Raw genomic sequence first — 24163 nt, 5'->3', positions numbered from 1 at the left:
TCATGGCGGGCCGTCAGTATTCACTTACCGAAGCCCAGCAGGGGCTCTGGTTTGCTCAGCAGCTGGCACCGGATAACCCGGCCTTTAATACCGCTCATGTGATCCAGCTTGAGGGCGAGCTGGATCTGGCCGCGTTTGTCAGTGCCGCCAATCAGGCCGCCACTGAAGCTACCAGTTTGCAGCTGCGCTTCACCGATGTCCCCTGCCAGTGGCCGGATCCTGGCCAGGCACCTTTGCTGGACGTGCTGGATGTCACCCGGGAAGCTGATCCCGGGCAGGCGGCAGAGCGCCATTATTTGGCCGATGTGAACCGGCCTCTGGATCCGCTCCGGGACCGGCTGGCCTGCCAGCGCCTCTATGTGCTGGGGAACGGCCGCTATGCCTGGTATGTGCGCGTACATCATCTGGTGAACGATGGTTATGGCATGGCGTTGTTCTGTGAGCGGGTCAGTGCCCTGTATGCCGGTGATACCCGCAGTCAGCCTTTTGCCCCCTGGACAGCAGTGTGGGAAGAAGATCAGGACTATCAGCACGGCGAGCGGCGAGGACGGGACCAGGCATACTGGCAGACGGCCCTGAATGAGCTGCCGCCGCCAGCCACCCTGGCAGGAGAAGCTCAGCCTTGTGCCCCGGTGCATGCCTGCCACCGTCGTATTGTGCCGTTGAACGAAACCCTGTGTGCCCGGCTGCTGAGTCTGAGCAGTGAGCATCAGTTGCCCTGGCCAGATGTGCTGACGGCGCTTACTGCAGAGTATTGCCGCCGTCATAGTGATCAGGCCAGTAACGTAGTGGTAGGTGTGCCCTATATGGGACGTCTGGGCAGCAAGGCGGCACGCTTGCCTGCCATGGTGATGAATGTGCTGCCGCTGGTCTTGCGTGATGGCATTACTTTGCTGAATGAGTTTTTGCCCCACACGGTGCGAGAGCTGACCCGGGGCCGCCGTCATGGTCGCTACCGGGGTGAGCAGCTGCGCCGGGATCTGGGGCTGATTGGTGGCCAGCGTCGACTGCATGGGCCGCTTATCAATGTGCAGCCCTTTTATACCCCCTTCATCCTGAAGGGCATGCAGGCGAATTTGCATATTCTGAGTACCGGGCCGGTGGATGACATGACGCTGGGATTCCGGGGCAACGGCATTGACAGTCTGGACCTGGAAATTGAAGCCAATGGCCGATTGTACAGTGCAGCGGATGTGGCCGATCACTGTGCCCGGTTGCCGGCTTTCCTGAATGAAGCCCTCTCGGTGTGGCAAAAAGGTGGCTGTCTGCAAGACATCCCTCTGGCCACGCCCGACGAGCAACAACGCTATCTGCATGAGGTAAACAATACCGCGCATGCTGTGCCTTCCACTACACTGGTGGCGCTGTATGAGGCGCAAATGGCCGACACCCCCCAAGCCACGGCACTGGTGTTTGAAGGCGTCTCAATGAGTTATGGTGAGCTGGATCAGCGCAGCCGGGCGCTGGCTTTACAGCTGCAACAGCAGGGGGCCGGACCCGGTGCAGTGGTGGCAGTGGCGTTGCCGCGATCCTTTGAGCTGGTAATTGCATTGCTGGCCATTCAGCGAGCCGGCGCGGCCTATCTGCCGCTGGATCCGGAGCAGCCCGATGCCCGTCTGCTCCGCATTCTTGACTCGGCGCAACCGGTATGCGTGCTGAGCTCCGGGCCTGAGCCGCTGGCCGGCTGGCCGGTGTTTTCTCCCTGTCAGTGGCAGCATTACAGCTCTGAGCCGCTGACAGACAAGCCCGGGCCTCAGGATGCCGCCTATGTGATTTACACCTCAGGCTCTACCGGTGAGCCCAAGGGTGTGGTGGTAGAGCATCAGGCGATCGTGAACCGCTTGCTGTGGATGCAGGACTTTTTTGCCATCGACACCTCTGAGCGGATATTGCAGAAAACCCCGGCCACCTTTGATGTCTCGGTCTGGGAGTTCTTTTTACCCCTGCTGAGCGGTGCCTGTCTGGTGATTGCGCCTCCCGGAGCCCATCAGGATCCTCGGCAAATCGCTGCGCTGATCGGGGAGCAGGGTATTACCACGCTGCACTTTGTGCCCTCCATGCTGGCGGCGTTTCTGGCCACGCCAGATATTGAGCACACTTCTTTGCGACGGGTGATTGTAAGTGGCGAGGCGCTGACGGCCACCCTGCGGGATCAATTTCATCAGCGGCTGAATGCCCGCCTGTTCAACCTGTATGGACCCACCGAAGCCGCCGTGGATGTGAGCTGGTGGGAGGCAGGTAAAGACGATAACAGCGTGTCTGTGCCCATTGGTTATCCGGTGTGGAACACCCAGTTGTATGTGCTGGATGCGCAATATCGGCCGCAGCCACCCGGGGTGTCCGGCGATCTTTATCTGGGCGGTGTGCAGCTGGCGCGAGGGTACCTGGGGCAGCCCGGATTGACCGCCGAGCGCTTTATTGCCAACCCTCATAATGAAGGGGAGCGGCTGTATCAAAGTGGTGATGTGGCGCGTTTCCGTCGCGACGGCGCGGTGGAATATCTGGGCCGGAGTGACGATCAGGTAAAACTGCGGGGGCTGCGTATCGAACTGGGCGATATTACCCATGCCCTGAGCGCTGCCCCGGGGGTGATCCGGGCCGAAGTGATGTTGCGCCGGGATGACGGTAACCCCAGGCTGGTGGCTTATGTGCAAGCCAGCGACAAGGCCGGAGTGGACACGTCGCTGTTGCGCCGGCACCTGGCCGGCCAGCTGCCTGATTATATGGTGCCTGCGGTTTTTGTGCCGCTTGAACACTGGCCGCTGTCTGCCAATGGTAAGCTCGATCGCAAGGCCTTGCCGGCGCCGGGAGCCGATACCGGCACCGGCGGTGAGCCGCAGACGCCCACCGAGCGGGTACTGGCCGGGCTGTTTAGTGAGCAGCTGTCACTGACCCGGCTTCCGGGACGGGAGGATGATTTTTTTGCGTTGGGCGGTGATTCGTTGTCGGCGGTGCATCTGCTGCTCGCTATCCAGACACGCTGGCAGCGTGATCCCGGTCTGGGTGCGCTGTTTGCCAATCCCACGGTAGCAGGGCTGGCCGCGTTGATAGATGCACCGCGACTGACTGCGGATGACGGTCTGGGGCCCGTTATCCGGCTGTCGAAAGGGCAGGGCAGCCTGCCGCCGTTGTTTGCCGTACACCCCGCCGGAGGCATTGCCTGGAACTACCGCGAACTGGCGCAGCAGCTGCCCGAACGTACTCTTTATGGTCTGCAATCACCGGCGCTGGACTCGCAGCAACCGCTGGATGACAGCATCACCACCCTGGCGGCCCGTTATGTGGATACCATCGGCGAGCTGTACCCTGAAGGCCCTGTTCATCTGCTGGGCTGGTCGGTAGGTGGCATCATTGCCCAGGCCATGGCGGTGCGGCTGCAGCAACTGGGTCGCGAGATAGGCATGGTAGCGCTGCTGGATGCCTATCCGGCGGAATGCTGGCGGGCCGAGCCCGAGCCGAGCCCGGTGGCGGCGTTGCGGGCCTTGCTGGCCATTGCCGGCTATGACCCTGAGCAACACACCGGACTCGACACCCGGGAAAAAGTAGTGGCGTTTCTGCGGCAGGGAGAAACGACCTTGGGCAATTTGCCCGAGGCCGCTCTCGATGGCGTGGTGCGGGCGGTTACCAGCACCAATCGATGGGTGCGAGAGCATTATCACCAGCCGTTCACCGGTACCCTGATGCATGTCAGGGCCGGGCGGGATCATCTCGACAAACCCTGGTTGCGTGCCTCGCTATGGGAGGCTTACGCCACGCACATACAGACCATTGAACTGCCTTGTTTACATGCCGACATGACTGGCCGCGATGCCTCGGTGCAACTGGCACCCGAGCTTGCCGCGGCCATGGCCAATACAGAGGAGAAGGCTGATGCAGCTGAGCGGATTTAACGGCAACCTGGCACTGGTGACCGGTGCCGGAGGAGGCATTGGTCGGGCGTTGGTGCAACTGCTGGCCAGCAGTGGCTGTACCGTGGTGGCCACGGATGTGACCGCGCCGGACTTTACCGGCCTGAATGGTGTACACAGCCGGGCGCTCGACGTGACTGACTCGATGGCGGCAGCAGCCTTGGTTGATGATATTGAACAGCGGCTGGGGCCCATTGGTTTTGGTGTGAATGTTGCAGGTGTGCTGCAGTCCGGCACCATCGACAGTATCGACGACGAACAGTGGCGGCGTACCTTTGCGGTCAATACCGATGGCGTATTTTATCTGTGCCGGGCGCTGGCCCGGGTGATGCAGCCGCGGCGGCAAGGTGCCTTGGTGACGGTAGGCTCCAATGCGGCGGGTGTGCCCCGCCATGCCATGGCTGCCTATGCAGCTTCCAAGGCGGCCACCGGCATGTTTATGCGTTGCCTTGGACTGGAGCTGGCCCCCTTTGGCATTCGCTGCAACACGGTAGCACCAGGATCCACGATGACCCCCATGCAAACCGGCATGTGGTCAGACAGCAGCGGGGCGGAGAAGGTGGTTGCCGGTATGCCGGATATTTATAAAACCGGTATTCCGCTGGGCAAGCTGGCGCAACCTGAAGACGTGGCCAATGCCGTAATGTTTCTGTTGTCGGATCAGGCCGGGCACATTGTGATGGACGATCTCTATGTGGACGGCGGTGCGACCCTGCGCAGTTGATAAAGGATAATAAATGAACCGTATTTTTCATCTTGAGAAAGGTGGGTGGCGTGCTTTGGCGGCCTGTCTGTTGTGGCTGACCGCCTGCTCGGCAGCGGCGGCACAGACCGTCACTGATTTGCGCGGACGCAGCGTGACCTTGCCCGATAACATTGAGCGTATTGCCATTGATGACGGCCGGTTTCTGATGGCGCTGGCGCTGATTGCCGATGATCCGGTCAGCCAGCTGGCCGGCTGGCCCAGGGACATCAACCGGATGGGCGAGTCCTATTATCAGCGTTTCAAGGCCGCGTTTCCGGCGATAGAGCAGGTGCCGCTGGTGTCCAGCTCCGCCGAAAACTTTGATATGGAGTCCATGCTCGCCGCCGAACCCGATGTGGCGGTACTGTCGTTAAGCCGGGGCCCCACGGACGATCAGATTGCCCTGCTGGAAGCCTCTGGCATTGCGGTGGTGTTTATCGACTTTTTTATCGATCCCTTTAATCATCAGGCACCCAGCCTGAAGCTGCTGGCTACCCTGACCGGCCATGAGCAGCAGGCCGGCGATTACCTGGCCCTGAGGGAGCAGCACCTGGCTTACATTGCCGGGCAGTTACAGGAAAACGAGGCCCGGCCCACCGTGTTTATGGAAGCGCATGCGGGCATTACCCAGGATTGCTGTTTTTCGATTGGTACCGGCGGGGCAGGGGACTACATCGACTTTGCCGGTGGCCATAATATCGGGGCCGATGTGCTGACTCAGGCCGCGGGCAAGCTGAACCTGGAATACATTATTACCAGCGATCCCGATGTTTATATTGCGACCGGCGGGCCGGCGCTGGAAAAAAGCAATGGTCTGGTGCTGGGAGGCGGTTACAGCCCGGAAGAAGCACAGTCGGCCCTTACCCGGGTTGCGGCTCGTCAGGGCATTGCCGACCTGAGTGCGGTACATGCGGGAAAAGTGCACGGCCTGGCGCATCAGTTACTGAACTCCCCCCTGGATATTGTGGCGGTGGAAGTGCTGGCCAAGTGGCTGCATCCCGGCGTGTTTGCCGAACTCAGCCCTGCGCAAACCCTGGAAACCATTAATCGAGACTTTCTGGCGGTCCCTTATGAGGGTACCGGCTGGATCAGTCTGTCATCTGCAGAGTAATGCCTTTGAATACCCTGACCGAACAGGGCAGTGCACCAAGGAGCGCTGCCATTTTATTTGCCTATCGTGGCAAGGTACGCTGGCGGTTGTTTGTGCTGGTAGTGCTGGCGGTGCTGTGTGCGGCCGCCCTGATGCTGGACATGACCACCGGCCCTTCGTCCATGACTGCGGCTCAGGTGTGGGCCGGGTTGCTGGATCCTGCCTCGTTGTCAGCGGCGCAGCACACCATTATCTGGAATGTGCGTCTGCCTTATGCCCTGATGGCGGTGCTGGTGGGGGCGGCGCTGTCGCTGGCCGGGGCCGAAATGCAGGCCATTCTTAACAACCCGCTGGCCAGTCCTTTCACGCTTGGGGTGTCGTCGGCGGCCTCGTTCGGTGCGGCACTGGCCATTGTACTGGGGATCAGCCTGCCTTTTGTGGCCGCAGAATGGATGGTGTCGCTCAATGCCTTTATTTTCGCCTTTGGCTCCGTGTTATTACTGCAGCTGATGACCCGGTTGCGCAGCAGCAGTGTGGAAACCATGGTGCTGCTGGGCATTGCGCTGGTGTTTGTGTTTAACGCCCTGGTGGCCTTTGTACAGTTTGCTTCTTCCCAGGCGGCGCTGCAGCAACTGGTGTTCTGGAGCATGGGCTCCTTGTCCCGGGCCAGCTGGCAGAATGTGAGCCTGATGGCACTGGTGCTGGCTCTGGTGGTGCCTTTCTCGCTGCTGTCGGCCAGCAAGCTGACGGCGCTGCGGCTGGGTGAAGACCGTGCCCGTAGTTTTGGTATTCATGTGAGCCGGCTGCGTTTTCTGGCATTGCTCAGGGTCAGCCTGCTGGCCGCCACCTCGGTGGCCTTTGTCGGCACCATCGGTTTTATCGGGCTGGTGGGACCGCACATTGCCCGCCTGCTGCTGGGTGAAGATCATCGCTTTTTGCTTCCGGGCACGCTGCTGACCGGCGCGCTGATCATGGCCCTGGCCTCGGCGGCCAGTAAAATGCTGGTGCCCGGGGTTTTGTTGCCCGTGGGCATTGTGACAGCCATGGTGGGCGTGCCCGTATTCCTGCTGCTGATATTCTGCAAACCGGAGGCCCGGTCATGAGTACTGGTCTTGAAATTACCGGGCTGGCTACCGGTTACCGCAAGCGGGCCGTGGTGCAGGGAGTGACGCTGCCGGTACTGAAGGCTGGCGGAGTTTATTCCCTGATCGGCCCTAATGCTGCCGGCAAAAGCACTCTGTTACGGGCACTGGCCGGCCTGCAACCCGCTACCGGTTCGGTCACACTCGACGGCACCGAGCTGATGGGCAAGCCCCTGGCGGATTGGGCCCGGCGGGTGACCTATATGCCGCAGACTCTGCCCCAGGGCGTGTCCCTTAATGTACTGGAAAGTGTGATCAGCGCCCTGCGCGCTTCCCCCATGGAGGGTCTGAACAGCAGCGAGGCGATCAAGCAGCATGCCGTGGACGTGCTCGAGCGGGTGGGTATCATTGAACTGGCCATGAGAAATCTGGGACACCTGTCCGGTGGTCAGCGCCAGCTGGTGTCACTGGCGCAGGTGCTGGCACGCAATCCCCAAGTGCTGCTGCTCGATGAGCCTATCAGTGCGCTGGATCTGAAGCATCAGTTCAGGGTGATGCGGCTGGTACAGGAACTGGCCCGGGAGCGGCAGATGATCGTCATGGTGGTACTGCATGATCTGAGCATTGCCGCCCGCTGGTCCGATGGTATCGTGATGCTGGCTCAGGGCCGGGTGGTGGCGAGTGGTACCCCTGGGCAGGCCATTACCCCTGCCTCACTGGCGGAAGTGTATGGCGTGCAGGCTCGCATTGAATACTGCGATCGGGGTCAGATGCAGGTGATGATTGACGATGAGGCCATGGCATGACGTGGTCACTGAACAACAGCCGGGTATGGAACTGCCGGGCAAACAGCAGTGGCATAGGCTATCAGGTCAGCCAGTGGGTGCCCGAAGGCACGCCGCCACCGCAGGGGTGGCCGGTGATCTATGTGCTGGACGGCAATGCCATGTTCTCCACCTTTGTGGAAGCCATTCTGCGCAGTGGCCGGCGGCCCGATGCCACCGGGGTGGGGCTGGCAGCGGTGGTGGGCATTGCCCATGGTGATGAACGCCTGTTTGCTACCGAGCTCCGTTATCGCGATTTTACCTTTGAGCCTTCAGCCCTTGTCCAGACGGATGCCGCCGGCGGTGGTGGTGCATTTCTTGACTTTATCACCGGGCAGCTGGCCCCGGCTCTGGCCCGGGAGTTCAACCTCAATCCGGCACACCAGATGCTGTTCGGGCATTCTCTGGCCGGCTATTTTGTACTGAATGCACTGGCATTGCGGCCTGGGGCATTTGCTTGCTATGCGGCCATCAGCCCGTCGATATGGTGGCATCCGCCGGCCCTGGCCGAACGGCTGCAGGCGCTGAATGCACCGGAAGTTCAGCGAGTACTGGTGGCCACCGGCGAGTGGGAAGGCAATCCGGCACCCTGGTTGCCGCCGGGCCCTGAGCTGGAGCAGCTGATGAAACGGCGTCAGACCCGGGCCATGCTGGAGCACGCTGCTACCGTGGCGGATCTGTTGCGTGAACGCCTGGGTGAACAGCGGTTGCGTTACCGCTGTTTTCCGGAAGAAGATCACAGCTCTGTGGTGATGATCGCCATACAGCGGGCCTTACGGCTGATGTTTGAAGCGTAACCGCCGTAACCCTATCGGGAAGCAGAAACTTCAATGGTATCACGGGTCACGTAAAAGGTGCGCTCTGTTTCCTGCCCCGGTGTGGTTGCCATTGGCTGCTCCGGGGCGAGGGTTCTCAGGCTGATGGTGATGCGATGGGGGGGATCAAAGGGGATGTCAGGGCTGATCGCCTGGATGACGACCCGATCGCCAAGATACTGGCTGTCCAGGTGCGTGATGCTTCCGCTGCGGTCATCGAGTCTGAACATCCCCAGATACCAGAAAACACCTGTTCCTTGGGTGGTGACCGCAAAGGGAGCTGCAAATTGTGTGGTGCCGGTATTCCCGGGCAGATTGAGAGGGGTCAGTCTGAGATAGTCAAGTAACACTTCTCCCCGGATCTCTTTGTCCTGATACGCGCCCACTGCCAGTGACGGCTCCTTGTTAAAACCGGTCAGGGTGACGGCACTATTGCTGTCCGGCAGCGTTATTTTAAACGAATGGCCGGTATCCAGGCTGAACAGGCGCATCATCACGCTCCGGGCTCCCTCCTCGAAGGGGGCCAATGGCCGGACCATGTCGTTTTCTTTGATATAGAGATCGTCTCCAGCAATGTTGAATTTGTAGAATCCCAGTGCGATTACTGTCAGTACCAGCAGGATCAGCACGGCAGCTAACCGTATTAAAAGCGTCATAATTATTCCGGTAAATAGGTACTTGGTCGTTTGTCGTGCCAACTTACCATATCCGGGAGCGGAGAAAAGATTTCCCGGCTTATCTGAAAGACGTCAGGATAACGGTGATGCTTATTCAACCAGCAAGAAACTGCGATGAATGCGGTTTATTGCTGGTTATCGTGCGCCGCAGGGGCATCAGAAGCGGTAGCTGGCAGACGCATAATAGCTGCGGCCCGGCTCGTTATAGGTGGCGGCACCGGCACCGTAAATGGTGCGGGGATCACCGACCCCGACGGCATTGCCTTTCCTGTACAGACGTTTGTCAAACAGGTTGTTCACCCCTGCGCTGATGCTGAAGGTATCGGAAATCTGGTAGCGGCCCCCCAGGCCTGCCAGTGCATAGGGAGACAGCTGCTGCTGCTCTTCACCGGTCATCGGTTTACCCTGGAAGTCGAGTTTGTTGGGTACCTGCTTGCCATACCAGGTAATGTGGCTGTTCAGACTTAATTGCTCAGTGGCTTGCCAGTCGAGGCGAGTGTTCAGAGTATATTCCGGGATCACCGACAGTGATTCGCCGGTGCTTTTGTTCTTGCTCTGCAGCATCAAGGTCATGTTGTTCGACCAGTCCAGCGCCGGGGTCAGGGCGATATTAAAGGTGCCTTCCAGACCTTCCACCACGGCCTTGGGCACATTGGTCCACCGGAACACGGCCGAGTTGGCAAAATTGCCATTGCCGCCTGTTGCTTCCCCGGCAGGCAGGGTGCCGGCTTCTACCTTGTTGCGGTAGTCGTTTCGGAAGTAGGTGATGCCTGCCACCATGTGTTCGTTGGTGAACTCGATACCCAGCTCTTTGTTGATGCTGGTTTCGGCGTCCAGGTTTTCGTTGCCCTGCAGATAACAGGAGCCACCGCTGCCCCAGCAGCCGTTCCCCCGGCTGTACAGCAAGTAGCCGGGGTTGGTTTGATAAAGGTTGGGGGCCTTGTAGGCCCGGGCAATGCCGGCTTTCAGGGTCCAGGAGTCACTCAGATAGTGAGTGGCGTTCAGTGCCGGGCTCCAGTTGCTTCCGGTTATGCTGTGATGATCATAACGCAGGCCCGGGGTGAGCACGGTATCGTTGGTCAGGTTGATATTGCTTTCCATAAACACGGAGGCAATATCATCCGTGACGTCGGCATGACGGTGGCTGCCGGTCATGCCGGCGATGTCACCGCCTTCTGTCGTGCTTTGCGTGACGGAATTGGGATCGCTTAACCGGCGATCTTTCCATTCTGCACCCACGGTCAGGGTCTGATGAATGCTGCCGGTTTCAAGCGGTACGTCAACGCTGGTGTGTGCTGTTACCTGCTCCAGCCTGGAAGTGGTCATGCTGTCGTCGGAAAACAGCCCTTCGGTGCCGCCGGCCAGCCCTTCATCCAGCCGGTGGTTACGGGTTTGCTCATACTGCACGTAGCTGAGCGACTGGCCCGCAGCAAACTTGCCCTTGTGGGTGAGGGCATAGCTGTCGCGGTAGATCACATTGGTTTCGGCACCAAGATAGCGCTGCACACGATCCGCGGTCGGGATCAGGTCACCATTGGCCCCGGTGGTGAAGTTGTTGGTGTTCTGTGTATCACCGGTATAAATATTGCCCTGACGGCTGAAACTTACATCCAGATCGATCTGGTGGACCTCTGTGGGGTTCACACTCAGGCGGACGGCCAGATCCCGGTTGCGGACCCCTTCACGGCCTGCCGGGAAGGTATTCGTGTAGTCGACCCGGCCTGCGTTTGTGCGAGTAGACTGGTGGCCGCGGTTAATATCCCAGGCATCGGCTTCGGTTTTGGCTACATTGCCGGAAAGGCGGAAACCGGCTTTGTCGGACAGGGGACCGGCCAGCATAAAGTTGATGCGCTCGTTCCCTCCGTCTCTGGATGATTCCGGCTGCTCATAGTAAACCGTGGCTGAGCCGCCCAGGCTGTCGGGAATGGACTTGGTGATGATGTTAATCACACCGCCGGCGGCACCGCTGCCATAGCGGGCTGCAGCCGGGCCCCGTAATACCTCAATGCGTGCTACGGCTTCCATGGGCACCCAGTTGGTGTCACCCCGGGTATCCCGCTCGCCACGCCAGCCATAACGTACCGACTGGCGGCTGTTGACGGGTTTACCGTCAATCAGGATCAGGGTGTTTTCCGGCCCCATGCCACGAATATCAATCTGACGGTGGTTGCCCCGCTGGCCGCTGGTACTGTTACCGGTCAGGTTAACGCCGGGCATGGTGCGGATCACTTCAGACAAATCATTACTGACTGGTGCCTTCGCCAGATCGTCGGCGGTAATAATGGACACGCCCGGTGCCTGCTTCAGAATTTCTTCCGCGGTGACCAGTACTTCATCCAGAACATAGCTGTTTACATCGGCGGCAGTGGTCTGAGCGGTAGCCGCTAACACACTGCTGCCCAGCAACCATACGCATTTTTTCATTACCGGGTTCCTTTTAAATAACAAGCGCGGGTTTGCAACCACTGACCAGCACGATCTCGATAAGGGACAAAAAGAGGTGAAAGGGTAAATGATTTCTCATATCATTTTCAACTCATGTGTTATCTGAATATGCTGAGGAACCCGTGCGCTACTGGACAATGCTGATCATCGGCCTGTTACTGGCCCCCTATATTTCTGCAGTCGAAGCCGGCCGGGATACCCATTACCGGTTTGAACAACGTGAATTTCAGTCAAAAGATGGTGAGCGGGAATATGAGGTGATCCTGGCTCTGCCCAAGGCTGCGGCCCCGGAAAAGGGATATCCGGTGTTGTATATGCTGGACGGCAAAGCGGCTCTGAGAGGGCTGACCGGGACAGCGCTCGGGCAGTTGCAGGGAGGCGACTGGCCGGTGCTGGTGATGATTGGCTATAAACAGGATGCCCGCAGCGGACGCAGCTTTGACTACACCCCGGTCCCGGAGCAGACGACAGCCCGGCTCGAAGGGTTGCACTATGGTGGTGCCGATGGATTCTGGCAGCTGATTGAGCAACAAATAAAACCGGTTGTCCGTGATACCGTGCCGGTAGACAATGAGCGGCAGACCCTGTGGGGGCACTCGTTCGGGGGATTGTTTGTGCTGCACACCTTGTTCAATTATCCGCACAGTTATCAGCACTATGTGGCTGCAGACCCTTCATTGTGGTGGCAGGACGGGCAATTATTGTCGGCAGAAAAAAACTATCGTCAACGCGGGGAGTGGCCAAAGGCAACACTGCTGCTGCAGCGCAGCAGCTCACACCGTGCTGGCAGCGTCCTGCCTGAAAATGCCACCCGGGAAATGGCCAGACGCCTGAGCCGCCTGCCCGGTGTGGAAGTGCAGTACAGCGATCATTTCAACCATGATCATGGCAGCGTCAGAGACGAATCTATTCCTTTTGCCTTGCGTATCGCCCAGGAGTAACAACAGCAGCTCCAGCGGCGGAGCATGATGGTTTACCGGAGCTATCTGTCGCTGTCGAGCGTGTACCCCATGCCTCTTACGGTATGGATTAGCCGGGGTTCAAAGGGATCATCTATCTTGCTACGCAGCCGGCGAATGGACACGTCGATCACATTGGTATCGCTGTCGAAGTTCATGTCCCACACCAGTGAGGCGATCAGCGACCGGGGCAGCACTTCGCCTTGCCGGCGCACCAGCAGTTCCAGCAGGGCAAATTCCTTGTTGGTCAGGTGAATGGTCACCTCACCACGACGGGCCTGACGGCGCGGCAGATCCAGTACCAGATCGGCCACCCTGAGTTTGTGCTCTTCCTGCCGGGGGGTACCCCGACGCAGCAGGCTGCGCACCCGGGCCAGCAATTCGGCAAAGGCAAAGGGCTTCACCAGATAGTCGTCAGCGCCCAGCTCCAGGCCACGAACCCTGTCTTCCACACTGTCGCGGGCGGTTAAAAACAGCACCGGCATCTGCCGGCCCTGCTCCCGCAGACTCGCCACTATGTGCCAGCCGTCTAAATCCGGCAGCATTACGTCCACTACCACCAGATCGTAAGGCTCGGCGCTGGCCTGATGCAGACCATCGAGGCCGTTGCGCACCAGATCCACCACCAGGCCCGCCTCGCGCAGGCCCTTTTGCAGGTAATCGCCGGTGCTTTCTTCATCCTCGATGATCAGCAGTTTCATGGTTAGCTCCGTGGGGTTGGTTAACCCGATGATGGCGCACCTTGCGTTCTGTTCTCAAGCCCGTTGTAGCGGATTGCAGACTTTGTCGCCAGAAGATGACAATTTTGTCATCTTGTCGTCATGTTGGCTTCAGGTGCGCCTATCTATGCTGTGTTTATGACGACAGGCAATTTAGGGAATGTGATGACACAGCCAAAAAACACGCTCAACCTTCCCCGGCGGCGCTTTGTGCAGGGACTGGCCGCGGGCGGGGTGGTACTGGGGTTGGCGCCCATGCTGGCTTCAGCTCGCTCACCCGTGCCCGCTACCGTGACCGGCCATGTGCCCACGCTGTCCGGCACCGAATTCGATCTGGTGATCGACGAAACTCCGGTCAATTTCACCGGCAAAGCCCGCATGGCCACCACCATTAACGGCTCCATTCCGGGCCCTACACTGCGTATGCGCGAGGGCGATACCGTCACCATTCGCGTCACAAACCGGCTCAAGGAGCCTACCTCCATCCACTGGCACGGCATCATTCTGCCCTTTGAGATGGACGGTGTACCCGGCATCAGCTTTGCCGGCATTCCGCCCGGCGAAACCTTTACCTATCGTTATACCCTGGAGCAGAACGGCACCTACTGGTATCACTCTCACTCGGGCATGCAGGAACTGACCGGCATGTACGGGGCGCTGATAGTGGAGCCGGCCGATGCCGAACCTATTCGGGCCGATCGGGAGCATGTGGTGGTATTGTCGGACTGGACCGACGAAAACCCCATGCGGGTATTCGGCAAACTGAAAAATCAGGGCGATTACTACAATTTCAACCAGCCCACGGTGGCGGATTTTTTCCGTGATATGGCCAGCGGCGGTGTGGGCGCGGCGCTGGAAAAGCGGCAAATGTGGAATGAAATGCGCATGAGCCCAAGCGATCTGGCGGACTTGTCCTCCGAGACCCTGACCTACCTGATGAACGGCACCACGCCCGCCGGCAACTGGACCGGGCTGTTCAAACCCGGTGAACGGGTGCGGTTGCGCTTTATCAACGGTGCCGGCAATACCTTTTACGATGTGCGTATTCCCGGTCTGAAGCTGACCGTGGTGCAGGCCGATGGCCTGAATGTGGCGCCGGTGGAGGTGGATGAATTCCGCTTTGGCCCCGGTGAAACCTATGATGTGCTGGTGGAGCCCACCGCCGAGTCCTATACCCTGTTTGCCCAGGCCATGGACAGGACTGGTTATGCCCGGGGCACGCTGGCCACGCGCGAAGGGCTGAGTGCCGCCGTACCGCCACTGGATGAACCTCAATCCCTGACCATGACCGACATGATGGGCACCATGGATCATGGTGCTATGGGGGGAATGGATCATGGGTCAATGGGCCAAGACGCCATGCAGAACATGGCGGGCATGGATCATTCCGCCATGGGACACGGCACCATGACAGACATGGATCATGGTGCCATGGGCGGCGCTTTGGCGGCGGCCAGCAAGGAAGTGCGTCATGCCCGCACCGAATATGGCCCCAGCGTCGATATGCGGGTAGACATGCCGCGCACCAACCTCGATGACCCCGGAGTGGGCCTGCGCAATAACGGCCGGCGGGTACTGACCCTGGCGGATCTGCGTACTCCCGGTGGCCCCATGGACCCGCGCCCGCCCGAGCGGGAAATTGAACTGCACCTGACCGGCAACATGGAACGTTACACCTGGTCGTTCGATGGCGTCGAGTTTGGCGGCTCCACGCCCATTCACCTGAACTACGGTGAGCGGGTGCGCGTTATTCTGCACAACGACACCATGATGACTCACCCCATGCACCTGCATGGCATGTGGAGCGAGCTGGAAAGCCCCGATGGCGAGTTCCTGTGTCGCCGCCACACCATACCGGTGCAGCCGGCCCAACGCATCAGCTTTCTGGTCACCGCCGATGCCCTTGGCCGCTGGGCCTGGCATTGTCATCTGATGTTCCATATGGACGCGGGCATGTTCCGCATGGTGGTGGTGTCATGAGCAAACAGACAGCAATGATGAAACATGTATTGGGTGCGCTGGCGCTGACCGCTTTTCCTTCCCTGGCTCAAATGGACCATGGCGATATGCAAATGCAGGGCGGTCGGCCGCCGGCCGATGCCCGGGATCCTCATGCTTACTCCGGCGGCTTCAGCCTGGACGAAGGCCCTTATGCGCTGGCGGGGCCCCGCCAGCTGAAACTGGCGGACGAGCACTGGTTCTACGGTGTGCTGGCCGACCGGCTGGAGCGGGTAGACAACGGTGATGACCAGGCACTGGCGTACGAGGTGAACGCCTGGGCTGGACGGGACTACGACCGGGCGGTGGTAAGGGCGGAAGGCGACATTGAACACGGCAGGCTGGCACAAGCCAGTACCGAGCTGCTGTGGCGCCATGCCCTGACCGGATTCTGGAACAGCGATCTGGGAGTACGTTACGACACAGGTCACGGTCCGGATCAGGGCTGGCTTGCCGCCGGTGTGTCGGGGCTCGCCCCCTACTGGCTGGAGCTGGATGCTACTGCTTACCTGGGTGACGACGGCCAGACCGCGCTGGCACTGGAGGCGGAATACGAGCTGTTGCTGACCCAGCGACTGGTGTTGCAACCGGCCATTGAACTCACTGCCTATGGCAGCAACGATGTAGAGCGCGGTCAGGGCCGGGGGCTGTCCGAGCTGGTGGCCGGTGCCCGGTTGCGCTATGAGATAACTCGGCAGTTTGCGCCCTATGTGGGCTGGGAATGGCAGGCCGCCCTCGGCGATCGCGCTGATCAACTCAGAGAAGAAGACGAGGCCACTCAGGAAAATCGTTGGGTAGCCGGGGTCAGGTTCTGGTTTTAAGCTGCAGACATTATTTTTTATTTATCAGGAGCAATATCCATGAAAACCACGCTGTCCGTTTTAATGCTGTCCTTGTTGCCCGGCCTGGCGCTGGCCGCCGGTGAGCACGGCCACCATGAGGGCCATAATGCCGCTACCATGCAACAGAGCATGCACGGGGTGGGTCGCCCCGGTCAGCCGGCTGAGGTCAGCCGTACCGTTGCGATAGAGATGAACGACGACATGCGTTTCACCCCGGCCGCCATCGAGGTGAAGGCGGGAGAAACCGTGCGTTTCTTTGTAAAAAATGCCGGCAAGCTTAACCACGAGCTGGTGCTGGGTAACCTGGCCATGTTGAAGGAGCATGCCGATATGATGCGTGAAATGCCGGATATGCAGCATGCCGAACCCAATATGCTGAGCCTCAAGCCCGGTCAGAAAGGGGGGCTGGTGTGGCATTTTGACCAGGCCGGCACCGTGGATTTTGCTTGCCTGATCCCGGGGCACATGGAAGCCGGCATGACCGGGCAAGTTATGGTCGCGCAATAACACAAACAGGCCCGCCTTCAAGCGGGCCTGCTTGCTTTGGCGACGCTGGGCTTAAGACTGCTGGAACAAAAGGGGGAAAAGTGAGTAAGTCATCGGATTCATCCCGCTGGGTGCTATGGCTGGCCGGGGCCGTGGCCCTCGTGTTACTGGCCATGATCGCCGGCCATTTTCTGATGGGCGGCAGCCAAATGTGGGGGGGCATGCCCCACGATCGGGCACTTTCGGCGCAGGGACAGGCCGCTTACGGTGAATATTGTGCCAGCTGCCATGGTGCCGAACTCAAGGGCACACATCAGGGGCCGCCTTTTATTCACAAGGTTTACGAACCGTCACACCATGGTGACGAAGCCTTTTACCGGGCCGCCGCCAACGGTGTGCGCGCCCATCACTGGCGCTTTGGCGATATGCCGCCGGTGGAAGGCATCAGTCGCGACGAGCTGAGCTACATTATCGGCTATGTACGCGAGCAGCAGCGCCGGAACGGCATCGACTAGGCCGAATATCAGCATTGGCCGGCGGGAAAGCGGGCGGTAAAGCAGGTTTCCTGCTCATCGGAGCGCACCGACAGGGTGCCGTCGTGGCTGGTAATAATGGCCCTGGCGATGGCCAGGCCCAATCCGGAGCCTTCGGTCACCTGCTGGCGCGCGTGGTCTGCCCGGTAAAACCGGTCAAACAGCCGAGGCCATTCCTCGGGAGGGATGGGGGAGCCTGGGTTGGCCACCTCCAAGGTGACGGCGCTATCACCGCCGTTTACGCGAATGCAGACTACCTCGTGTGCCGGAGTGTAACGAATGGCGTTAGTCAGCAGGTTGCTGATGGCCCGTTGCAGCATGGCCCTGTCTCCCCACAACCGGGCATGGCCCTGACGCTGCAAACGCACTTGTTGGTCACTGGCAAGCGGCTCGAAAAACTCGATCAACTCATCCACTTCTTCCGCCAGATCCAGCGACTGGCCCTGTATGGCTAATTGTCCCTGCTCCGATTTGGCCAGAAACAGCATTTCATTGATCATTCTTCTCAATCGCTCGGCGGTCTCCAGGTTGGCATAGAGGGCTTCCCGGTAATCGTGGTCCGAGCGGGTCTGGCTCAGGGCAACCTGGGTTTGCAGCAGCAGGCTGTTTACCGGGGTGCGCAGCTCGTGGGCGATATCCGAGGAAAAGGTAGTCAGCCGTTGAAAGGAGTCTTCCAGCCGGTCCAGCATGTTGTTAAAGGCATGGATAGGTGCATGCAGCTCGGCCGGCGCATTGCTGAGCGGCAGCCGGTGATTAAGCTGACTGGCGGTTACCCGGGTGGACAGCCGGGCCAGGGTGCGGAGGGGTTTTAGTCCGGCGCGGGAGGCCATCCAGCCCAGCAGTACCGATATCAGGGCAATGCCGCCGGTCAGCCAGAGCAGGGCGGTGTGTATTTCATCCAGAAAATGCTGATGGTAACGGGTATCCAGCACCAGGCGGATCAGCACCGGTTCGGGCAGGGTGGAATCAGAGGGTAAAAACGGCTCGGTAAGGCTGCGATAACGTACGCCATCTGCCACCCAGCTGTTGGAGGGAACGCTATTTCCGAACTGTTCAGTTGGCAAGGGGGGCTGCTTAACCCGGGTGTCCAGCAGCGAGGTTCCCTGCAGATTTTGAATTTGCAGAAAATAATCACCATAGCCGGACAAGTCCTGTTGCAGTCGCGACTCCAGTAAAGGCCAGTCGGACTGCCCCTCGGTCAGCCGGGCCGAGAGCAGGTTTTTTACCAGCACCATTTTACCACGAAGCGCATCCTCGTCCTGACGTGCAAAGTGCTGTTCCAATGACTGCATCAGTACCAGGCTTACCAGTCCCCAGATGGCCAGCATGGTCAGGCTGAATATCAGACTGAGGCGTGTGGTAAGGGAAAGATAACCAGCCATGGCGGGTATTGCGCTCCTGTGGGTAATAACAGCCTCTACTGTATCGTTAACCCTTCGCTGCGACCAGCGGAGGTATTGGCACTGATGTCGCCAAGTTCTTCAGGCACTGTGTTATATGCTTGATACGGGCTTTCATTTATCCAGAACCTACTGTCTAAATAGTACGTATGCTGATGAGCCCTGACTGGCTAACGCTCGTCTTTTGGCGTATCCATTACCACCATGGTTGTGATCGATTTAACGTACAGAATTGCTACCAGCGACAAGGCCGAAGCAACACGCGATTTTCGCCCGATGTCTTTTACCGGTGCGGTCGCATTTCAATGGGTTAATCCCAAAGGTTGGTCGATGGCATTAACGGCCATTACGGTGTACAGCAGTGGTGATGCCTGGCTGGAGCTCACCGTGATTGCGGGTATCTTTTGTTTGGCAAACCTGCCATCCGTCACATTCTGGACCGCAGCCGGAATGCAACTGCAACGCTGGTTAACTACCGATAAGCGCGTGAAAGGGTTTAACTATGGCATGGCCGGGCTACTGCTGCTGTCCACGATTCCAATGATATAGCCTGCTCTCAGCTCAGAAAGTCGCTCTCTTATCGTGTGCACCTGTACAATCCGGTGTCTCTACCCGGAAACGAGTTCGATCGCAGTGGATTTCGTCCGTCACGTCATGCAAGCTCTGCAATGCGGGTTTGCGGCACCTTGGGTGATGGCCGCGGAAAAGGCGATATGTTCTGATTCTGGAGCGTTGGCCCGGGGAGCCTCTCCAGCTTAAACATTGGTGCGAAAAGCAAGGAGCGCATTAACTTGATTGCCAGGTGGTTCAGTAATTTGTCTCTGACCAGCAAAATTATGCTGATGGTCGGGTTGCTGAGTGTGATGGCGGTAATGATCACACTCTACTCGTTACGCACATTGCAGCAGGTAGATAACGATTATCGTTTTTTGCTCAATAATGATGCCCAGGCTGCCATTTTATTCGGTGACGCGGCGCTTGAGCTGAGCCTGGCAAGCCGTGTTGTTTTGTCGGTGCTCACCGAAGAAGAATCTGAGCAAATGAAGGCTGCTCAGACGCAGTTAAGCCGTCACCAGGCCCGGCTGATTGGCCTGGTGGAAGAGCTTAAACCGCTGCTTCCGGCCAAAACACAGGCACTTAATGATATATTGCAACGCCAACATACGGTGTTTTCTTTGTCGGCAGAAATCGTGAACTGGGCAGCCCGTTGGCGTGGTGATAAGGCGCTGAATCTGATCCGCCAGCATTATGATCCTGCATTCAGCTCGTTAAAAGCGGATCTGCTTGTACTGCATCACGATGTTGTCGCTGATTACCAGAAAAAATCTGACGAGCTGAATACCGCAACGCGGGCAACCCTGGTTAACACAGCGCTGGCATTTGCCATGATGTTAATCACCGGAATTGGCCTTACGGGGCGTTTCTCCCTTTATCATTTTTCTTACCCGGTGAGCGAGCTGACCCGGGTTATGCGGCGGCTGGCCCGCCGGGATTATCCGCAGAGGATTGATTACACACAGCGGCAGGATGAAATCGGACAGATGGCCCAGGCGCTCGAAGTGTTTAGCGATACCATGCAAAAGGCTGAGCGGCTGGAGCGTGACGAAGCCATTACCAAGGCCAAAGCGGCGTTTCTGGCTAACATCAGCCATGAAATCCGGACCCCGATGAATGCCATTCTTGGTATGACCCGTCAGGTACTGAAACATCCGCTGGAGGCTGCACAGAAGCAGCGGCTGGAGCGAATTGAACAGGCCGGCAAACACTTACACGGCATTATCAGTGACCTGCTCGATTTTTCCAGGCTGGACAGTGATCGCATGACCATACAGAAGGTGCCGTTCACTCCGTCTGCGCTGGTTAATGAATTGCAGATCATGGTTGAACAGAGGGCACAGCAAAAAGGCCTGTCACTGTATTTTTCCTCCTGTGAGGCGTTGCCGGTGTTATCGGGTGATCCGCTGCGGATAAAACAAATTTTGCTGAACTATCTCAGCAATGCCATAAAATTCAGCGAACAGGGTGAAATCAGCGTGTCGTTAAGGCTGGAATACGCCCATGCTCAGGAGGGCTGGCTGTATGCTGAGGTCACCGACCAGGGGCAGGGGATTGCACCTGAGTATCAGGAAAGTATTTTTTCTCCCTTTGAACAATTACATAGCCTGTCGCAATATCACCATGAAGGTACCGGACTTGGGCTGGCTATTTGCCGGCGGCGGAACTGTTGCAGGAGAGTGGTATTCGGGTGGACACGGCTGGCAGCGGGGAAGCGGCATTAGCCTTGCTTGAGCAAAAGGAATGTGATGGTTACGACGGCGTTTTGCTCGACCTGATGATGCCCGGGCTCGATGGCCTGGAAACCTGCCGTCGTATTCGCCGTCTGGCTGGATATGAACGGGTGCCGGTTATCGCGCTGTCGGCCAGTGACAGCCCTGCAGACAGGTTGCAATGCTACAAGGCGGGGATGAACGGGCATATTGCCAAGCCTATAGATGAGCAGCAACTGTGGCAGGTACTGGCCGATTGCCTGCATCCCCAACCGGTGGTGAATGCCGAGTTCCTCAGCCGGTTACAGCAGCGGCTGCCTGAAGATCGTTTTGCGGCGTTAATGCAGATGACCCTCAGCAGTTGTGAAGAATGGCAGCAGCATTTTGCTGTTTTGGCGGAGAGCGGGAAGGGGCAGGCCCTTCGTGAGCTGGCGCACAACATGGCCGGCACGGCCGGGCAAGCCGGGCTGGAGGGGTTGTCCGAGCAGGCACGGCTGATCAGTGCTGCCTTAAAGGAGCAGGATGAACAGCGCGCACTGAAACTGGCAAGTCAGGTGCCGGTGCTGGTGAAGGCAACGGCTGCCCGGTTGAAAGCCGAGTTTGGCGTCCAAGGTCAGACAGATTAAAGCCGCTGATACTGTGTACACAGATGCTGGACGCAGTGAAGAAACTCATCACTGCCGGCGGGTTTCAGCAAGGTGTCATTAAAGTGCAGGTGAGTGTGATGACTATCGGGCATGGGGGGGAGGGCTGAATAAAGCAATACCGGCAAATGACTGTGTTTTTCCCGCAGTTGGGCCAATAATTCCCAGCCATTCATATCGGGCATCAGTTGATCCGTGATAACCAGATCCACCTGCCCATCCTCAAGGCAGTGCAGCGCTTCCCGGGCACTGTGGGCAATGAGGGTATCAAATCCGTAGCCTCCCAGCAGCTCACTCAGATAGGTACAGGTCAGTGCAATGTCATCCACCAGCAGGATCTGATAACCGGTACCGTCCAGATCCTGCACCCGGTTATCAATAAACACCTGATCAACGTCGTATTCCCGTCCTTTGTCCAGTTTCAGTTCAAAGCTGAACCGGCTGCCGCCCTGGGCGGGCTGCTCGGTTTTCAGCTGGCTGTTCATCTGTGCCAGCAGCTCTGTCACAATGGCGAGGCCCAGCCCGTAACCCTGCTTGTTATGCTCGCCGCGCAAAAAAGGCTGGTCCAGCCGCTGCTGAAGTGACGGCGACAAACCGGGGCCAGTATCGCTCACCACTACGTTCAGTGTTATCTGCTCTCCGGGCAGTGCCGTAGCGGTCAGTGACAGTGAAATATCACCGTTATGCGTAAATTTGGCGGCATTATCGAGCAGGTTCACAATAATACGTCTGAGTCTGCGAAAGTCGGCCTGTATCAGTACCGGCAGCTGCTCTCCAATATGCAGCCGGAAACGATTGTGATGCTGCCGGGCAAGCAGCCGGCCTTCTTCTTCTATTTCTTTGATAAATGCATATAGGTATTGGGACTCCAGCGTCAGTTCCTGCTGCTGCAGTTCGCCCCTGGCATAGGCAATCAGATCATCAAGCAGTTCCAGCTGCCGGTTGGCGGTGCGCATAATATAGCCGCTTTCTTTTTTGTAATTGTGCGCATCTGTCTGCCCGGCCCGGGTAATAATATGTCCCAGAGGCGCGCGCAGATCGTGACTGATACGGGCCAGCATCTGATTACGGGCTGCCAGAGAGCGGGTGAGCTGACGGGTGCGCATGGCCACTGTGCGTTCGAGGTGATCCAGGCTGTTCTGCTGTTTTTCTGTTAACTGTTGTTCCAGCGTCTGCTGGCTTCGCCGCTGTCGGTGAACGTTGGTCAGCAGGGCGGCAATAAACAGCAGGCTGAATGCTGGCCCATAGTCCGGGAACAGTTGCCCGGCAGGCCATAATGTCTGGTCAGACAGTAACAGGGCGGTCGTTACACCGCCAAAGAGCCAGAACAGCGGACCTGGACGTACACCGTGAAAAAATGAAAGTGTGACTAACAGCAAAAGTACAATGCCGAACATATTGTGGTAGTGAGTAAACCACTGCAGGTCAGCTTGAGTCTCTTGCCAGAGCAATAACAGGATACCGGCCAGACAATAGCTCCATGCCAGCAACGGTAAATAACGAGGCTGTCGCCCCAGTGATAACAGCAGATGTATACACCCGAAGAGCAGAAAAAAAACAAGGGAAGTCAGCTGAGGCTGCCAGTGAACCAAACCATGATGCCAGGTGGTTAGTTGCTGCCATTCATGGCGGTACAGTGTACTGAGTAAAAACTGCACCCAGATGCCAGTCCCGCTGAGCAGGAGCAGCATACTGCGATATGCCCATGCCGCCAGCGGAGTAAAGAGAAGCAGCAATACCATGATGCCGAGTTCGACCCCGGCCCAGAGCTGAGTAAGCGGGTTGTCCGTTTGTAAGGTAAGTGTGGGCTCCGATGCCAGGGCAGTAGCTGGTACCAGCAGCGAGGCAGAACGCAGCCAAAAGAGAAATTGTTTGTAAATCATGGTGTCTGATGCTGGTTGCGGTATTCCCGGGGGCTGACGCCTTCCTGTTTTTTAAAGGCCGTTGAAAAGTTGGCCGCACTGCTGAAGCCAACCACACCGGCAATGTCTTCAATGGTCATCTGGTGATTAACCAGTAACTCTCTGGCTCTTTTAAGTCTGGCTTCTCGAATAAAGGCGAACACGGTGGTGCCCAGCCGTTCCCGGAAAATTTTTAACAGACGCTTCTCATAGGTACCAATGGCTTTGGCCAGTTCTTCCAGGGAAGGTGGCGTGGCCAGGTTTTCTTGCAGCAGACGTACCGCTGCTCTGAGGGTCAGCTCGTCTGCATCGGTCTCTGGGGCTGTATCCCCGGTAAGGATGGACGGGGAATGAAGCCGGGAAAGTTTCAGGTGAATGTGAATGCGGGCCAGCACTTCTTCGGCGGAATAGGGTTTACTGATGAAATCAACACCGCCCAGTTTCAGCGCGGTCAGCCGTTCTTCCAGAGTATTGGCTGCCGATAAAAACAAAATAGGAGTGTGTTGCAGAGCTGGCGCCTCCTGCAATAACCGGCACAGAGCAAAGCCGTCCAGGCTGGGCATATGCAGATCCAGCATGATCAAGTCCGGTTTCAGTGCCAATGCCCGGTGATAGCCCTGGCGAGGGGTGTCGGAGACTGACAAACGCATATTGCTGGAAGACAGCAGACTGAGCAGCGGGGTCAGTTCGTCAGGCTTGTCATCAATTAACAAGATGTGGGGGCGGGCACTGGAGTCCATGTAGAAATACCTTAAATCTTGCAAAATGAAAATGCTCAGAGCAGGATTCGGAGCAGCCTATCATGCTAACAGAAAAAGGGTTTTAAAT

General features: G+C 58.2%; 20 protein-coding genes. 14 read left to right on the top strand and 6 right to left on the bottom strand.

Annotated elements, in window-relative coordinates; genetic code table 11:
* Window positions 1–2 precede the first annotated feature (2 nt).
* The 6 genes from B6S09_RS15985 to B6S09_RS15960 are packed head-to-tail and all read left to right on the top strand — an operon-like array spanning window position 3 to window position 8446.
* On the top strand, window positions 3–3890 hold the full coding sequence (locus tag B6S09_RS15985; RefSeq protein WP_094279492.1) for a non-ribosomal peptide synthetase: 3888 nt from the start codon (window positions 3–5) through the stop codon (window positions 3888–3890).
* Entirely contained in the window at window positions 3871–4632 is a 762-nt protein-coding gene (locus B6S09_RS15980; RefSeq protein ID WP_094279491.1) for a 2,3-dihydro-2,3-dihydroxybenzoate dehydrogenase, read from the top strand. The genes B6S09_RS15985 and B6S09_RS15980 overlap by 20 nt, the downstream gene beginning before the upstream one ends.
* A gap of 13 nt (window positions 4633–4645) precedes the next feature.
* The gene (locus tag B6S09_RS15975) at window positions 4646–5764 is read left to right on the top strand and encodes an ABC transporter substrate-binding protein (RefSeq protein WP_094279490.1); all 1119 of its coding nucleotides are present in this window, start codon (window positions 4646–4648) and stop codon (window positions 5762–5764) included.
* On the top strand, window positions 5764–6846 hold the full coding sequence (locus B6S09_RS15970) for a FecCD family ABC transporter permease (RefSeq protein WP_094279489.1): 1083 nt from the start codon (window positions 5764–5766) through the stop codon (window positions 6844–6846). The genes B6S09_RS15975 and B6S09_RS15970 overlap by 1 nt, the downstream gene beginning before the upstream one ends.
* Window positions 6843–7631, top strand: a complete 789-nt coding sequence (locus B6S09_RS15965; protein ID WP_094279488.1) for an ABC transporter ATP-binding protein — start codon at window positions 6843–6845, stop codon at window positions 7629–7631. Before B6S09_RS15970 ends, B6S09_RS15965 begins: the two co-directional genes overlap by 4 nt.
* Window positions 7628–8446 (top strand): alpha/beta hydrolase, encoded by an 819-nt coding sequence (locus B6S09_RS15960; protein ID WP_094279487.1) that lies wholly within the window; start codon window positions 7628–7630, stop codon window positions 8444–8446. Before B6S09_RS15965 ends, B6S09_RS15960 begins: the two co-directional genes overlap by 4 nt.
* Window positions 8447–8457: 11 nt before the next feature.
* On the opposite strand, the gene B6S09_RS15955 is transcribed toward B6S09_RS15960, so the two are convergent.
* Entirely contained in the window at window positions 8458–9120 is a 663-nt protein-coding gene (locus B6S09_RS15955; RefSeq protein ID WP_094279486.1) for a hypothetical protein, read from the bottom strand.
* Window positions 9121–9297: 177 nt separating this feature from the next.
* The gene (locus B6S09_RS15950; protein ID WP_094279485.1) at window positions 9298–11565 is read right to left on the bottom strand and encodes a TonB-dependent siderophore receptor; all 2268 of its coding nucleotides are present in this window, start codon (window positions 11563–11565) and stop codon (window positions 9298–9300) included.
* Between the two features lie 143 nt (window positions 11566–11708).
* On the opposite strand from B6S09_RS15950, the gene B6S09_RS15945 reads away from it, so the two are divergent.
* Window positions 11709–12527: an alpha/beta hydrolase gene (locus B6S09_RS15945; RefSeq protein ID WP_134114006.1), complete on the top strand. Its 819-nt coding sequence runs from the start codon at window positions 11709–11711 to the stop codon at window positions 12525–12527.
* Between the two features lie 41 nt (window positions 12528–12568).
* Here B6S09_RS15945 and B6S09_RS15940 read toward each other — a convergent pair whose 3' ends face one another.
* Window positions 12569–13246, bottom strand: a complete 678-nt coding sequence (locus B6S09_RS15940; protein WP_094279483.1) for a heavy metal response regulator transcription factor — start codon at window positions 13244–13246, stop codon at window positions 12569–12571.
* Between the two features lie 183 nt (window positions 13247–13429).
* Here B6S09_RS15940 and B6S09_RS15935 point away from each other — a divergent pair, with 183 nt between their 5' ends.
* The 4 genes from B6S09_RS15935 (at window position 13430) to B6S09_RS15920 (ending at window position 17105) form a co-directional block, all read left to right on the top strand.
* A complete protein-coding gene (locus B6S09_RS15935) occupies window positions 13430–15244 on the top strand; it encodes a copper resistance system multicopper oxidase (protein ID WP_094279482.1) in 1815 nt (604 codons plus the stop codon).
* Window positions 15241–16083, top strand: a complete 843-nt coding sequence (locus B6S09_RS15930; protein WP_243832869.1) for a copper resistance protein B — start codon at window positions 15241–15243, stop codon at window positions 16081–16083. Before B6S09_RS15935 ends, B6S09_RS15930 begins: the two co-directional genes overlap by 4 nt.
* A 39-nt stretch (window positions 16084–16122) precedes the next feature.
* Window positions 16123–16611, top strand: a complete 489-nt coding sequence (locus B6S09_RS15925) for a cupredoxin domain-containing protein (RefSeq protein ID WP_094279481.1) — start codon at window positions 16123–16125, stop codon at window positions 16609–16611.
* A gap of 80 nt (window positions 16612–16691) precedes the next feature.
* Window positions 16692–17105, top strand: a complete 414-nt coding sequence (locus tag B6S09_RS15920) for a c-type cytochrome (protein ID WP_094279480.1) — start codon at window positions 16692–16694, stop codon at window positions 17103–17105.
* A gap of 8 nt (window positions 17106–17113) precedes the next feature.
* Here the strand turns inward: B6S09_RS15920 and B6S09_RS15915 are convergent, their stop codons facing one another.
* Window positions 17114–18505: a heavy metal sensor histidine kinase gene (locus B6S09_RS15915; RefSeq protein ID WP_094279479.1), complete on the bottom strand. Its 1392-nt coding sequence runs from the start codon at window positions 18503–18505 to the stop codon at window positions 17114–17116.
* A gap of 222 nt (window positions 18506–18727) precedes the next feature.
* Between B6S09_RS15915 and B6S09_RS15910 the strand changes: the two genes are divergently transcribed.
* From B6S09_RS15910 to B6S09_RS15895, 3 genes are all read left to right on the top strand, one after another.
* Window positions 18728–19072: a LysE family translocator gene (locus tag B6S09_RS15910; RefSeq protein WP_208321782.1), complete on the top strand. Its 345-nt coding sequence runs from the start codon at window positions 18728–18730 to the stop codon at window positions 19070–19072.
* 242 nt (window positions 19073–19314) lie between these two features.
* On the top strand, window positions 19315–20802 hold the full coding sequence (locus B6S09_RS15900; RefSeq protein ID WP_094279478.1) for a sensor histidine kinase: 1488 nt from the start codon (window positions 19315–19317) through the stop codon (window positions 20800–20802).
* Window positions 20769–21416, top strand: coding sequence for a response regulator (locus tag B6S09_RS15895; protein ID WP_166670342.1), 648 nt, complete (start codon window positions 20769–20771; stop codon window positions 21414–21416). Before B6S09_RS15900 ends, B6S09_RS15895 begins: the two co-directional genes overlap by 34 nt.
* On the opposite strand, the gene B6S09_RS15890 is transcribed toward B6S09_RS15895, so the two are convergent.
* Window positions 21413–23317, bottom strand: a complete 1905-nt coding sequence (locus tag B6S09_RS15890; RefSeq protein WP_094279476.1) for a hybrid sensor histidine kinase/response regulator — start codon at window positions 23315–23317, stop codon at window positions 21413–21415. The two genes, B6S09_RS15895 and B6S09_RS15890, sit on opposite strands and share 4 nt — an antisense overlap.
* Window positions 23314–24075 carry a response regulator transcription factor gene (locus B6S09_RS15885; protein ID WP_094279475.1) on the bottom strand — a complete coding sequence of 254 codons (762 nt, stop codon included), beginning with the start codon at window positions 24073–24075 and terminating at the stop codon, window positions 23314–23316. Before B6S09_RS15885 ends, B6S09_RS15890 begins: the two co-directional genes overlap by 4 nt.
* Window positions 24076–24163: the final 88 nt, after the last annotated feature.

The organism is Oceanimonas baumannii (assembly GCF_002245495.1).
Lineage (GTDB): Bacteria > Pseudomonadota > Gammaproteobacteria > Enterobacterales > Aeromonadaceae > Oceanimonas > Oceanimonas baumannii.
The sequence above is the reverse complement of the archived record's forward strand: the minus strand, read 5'-3'. Positions and strand labels throughout refer to the sequence as shown.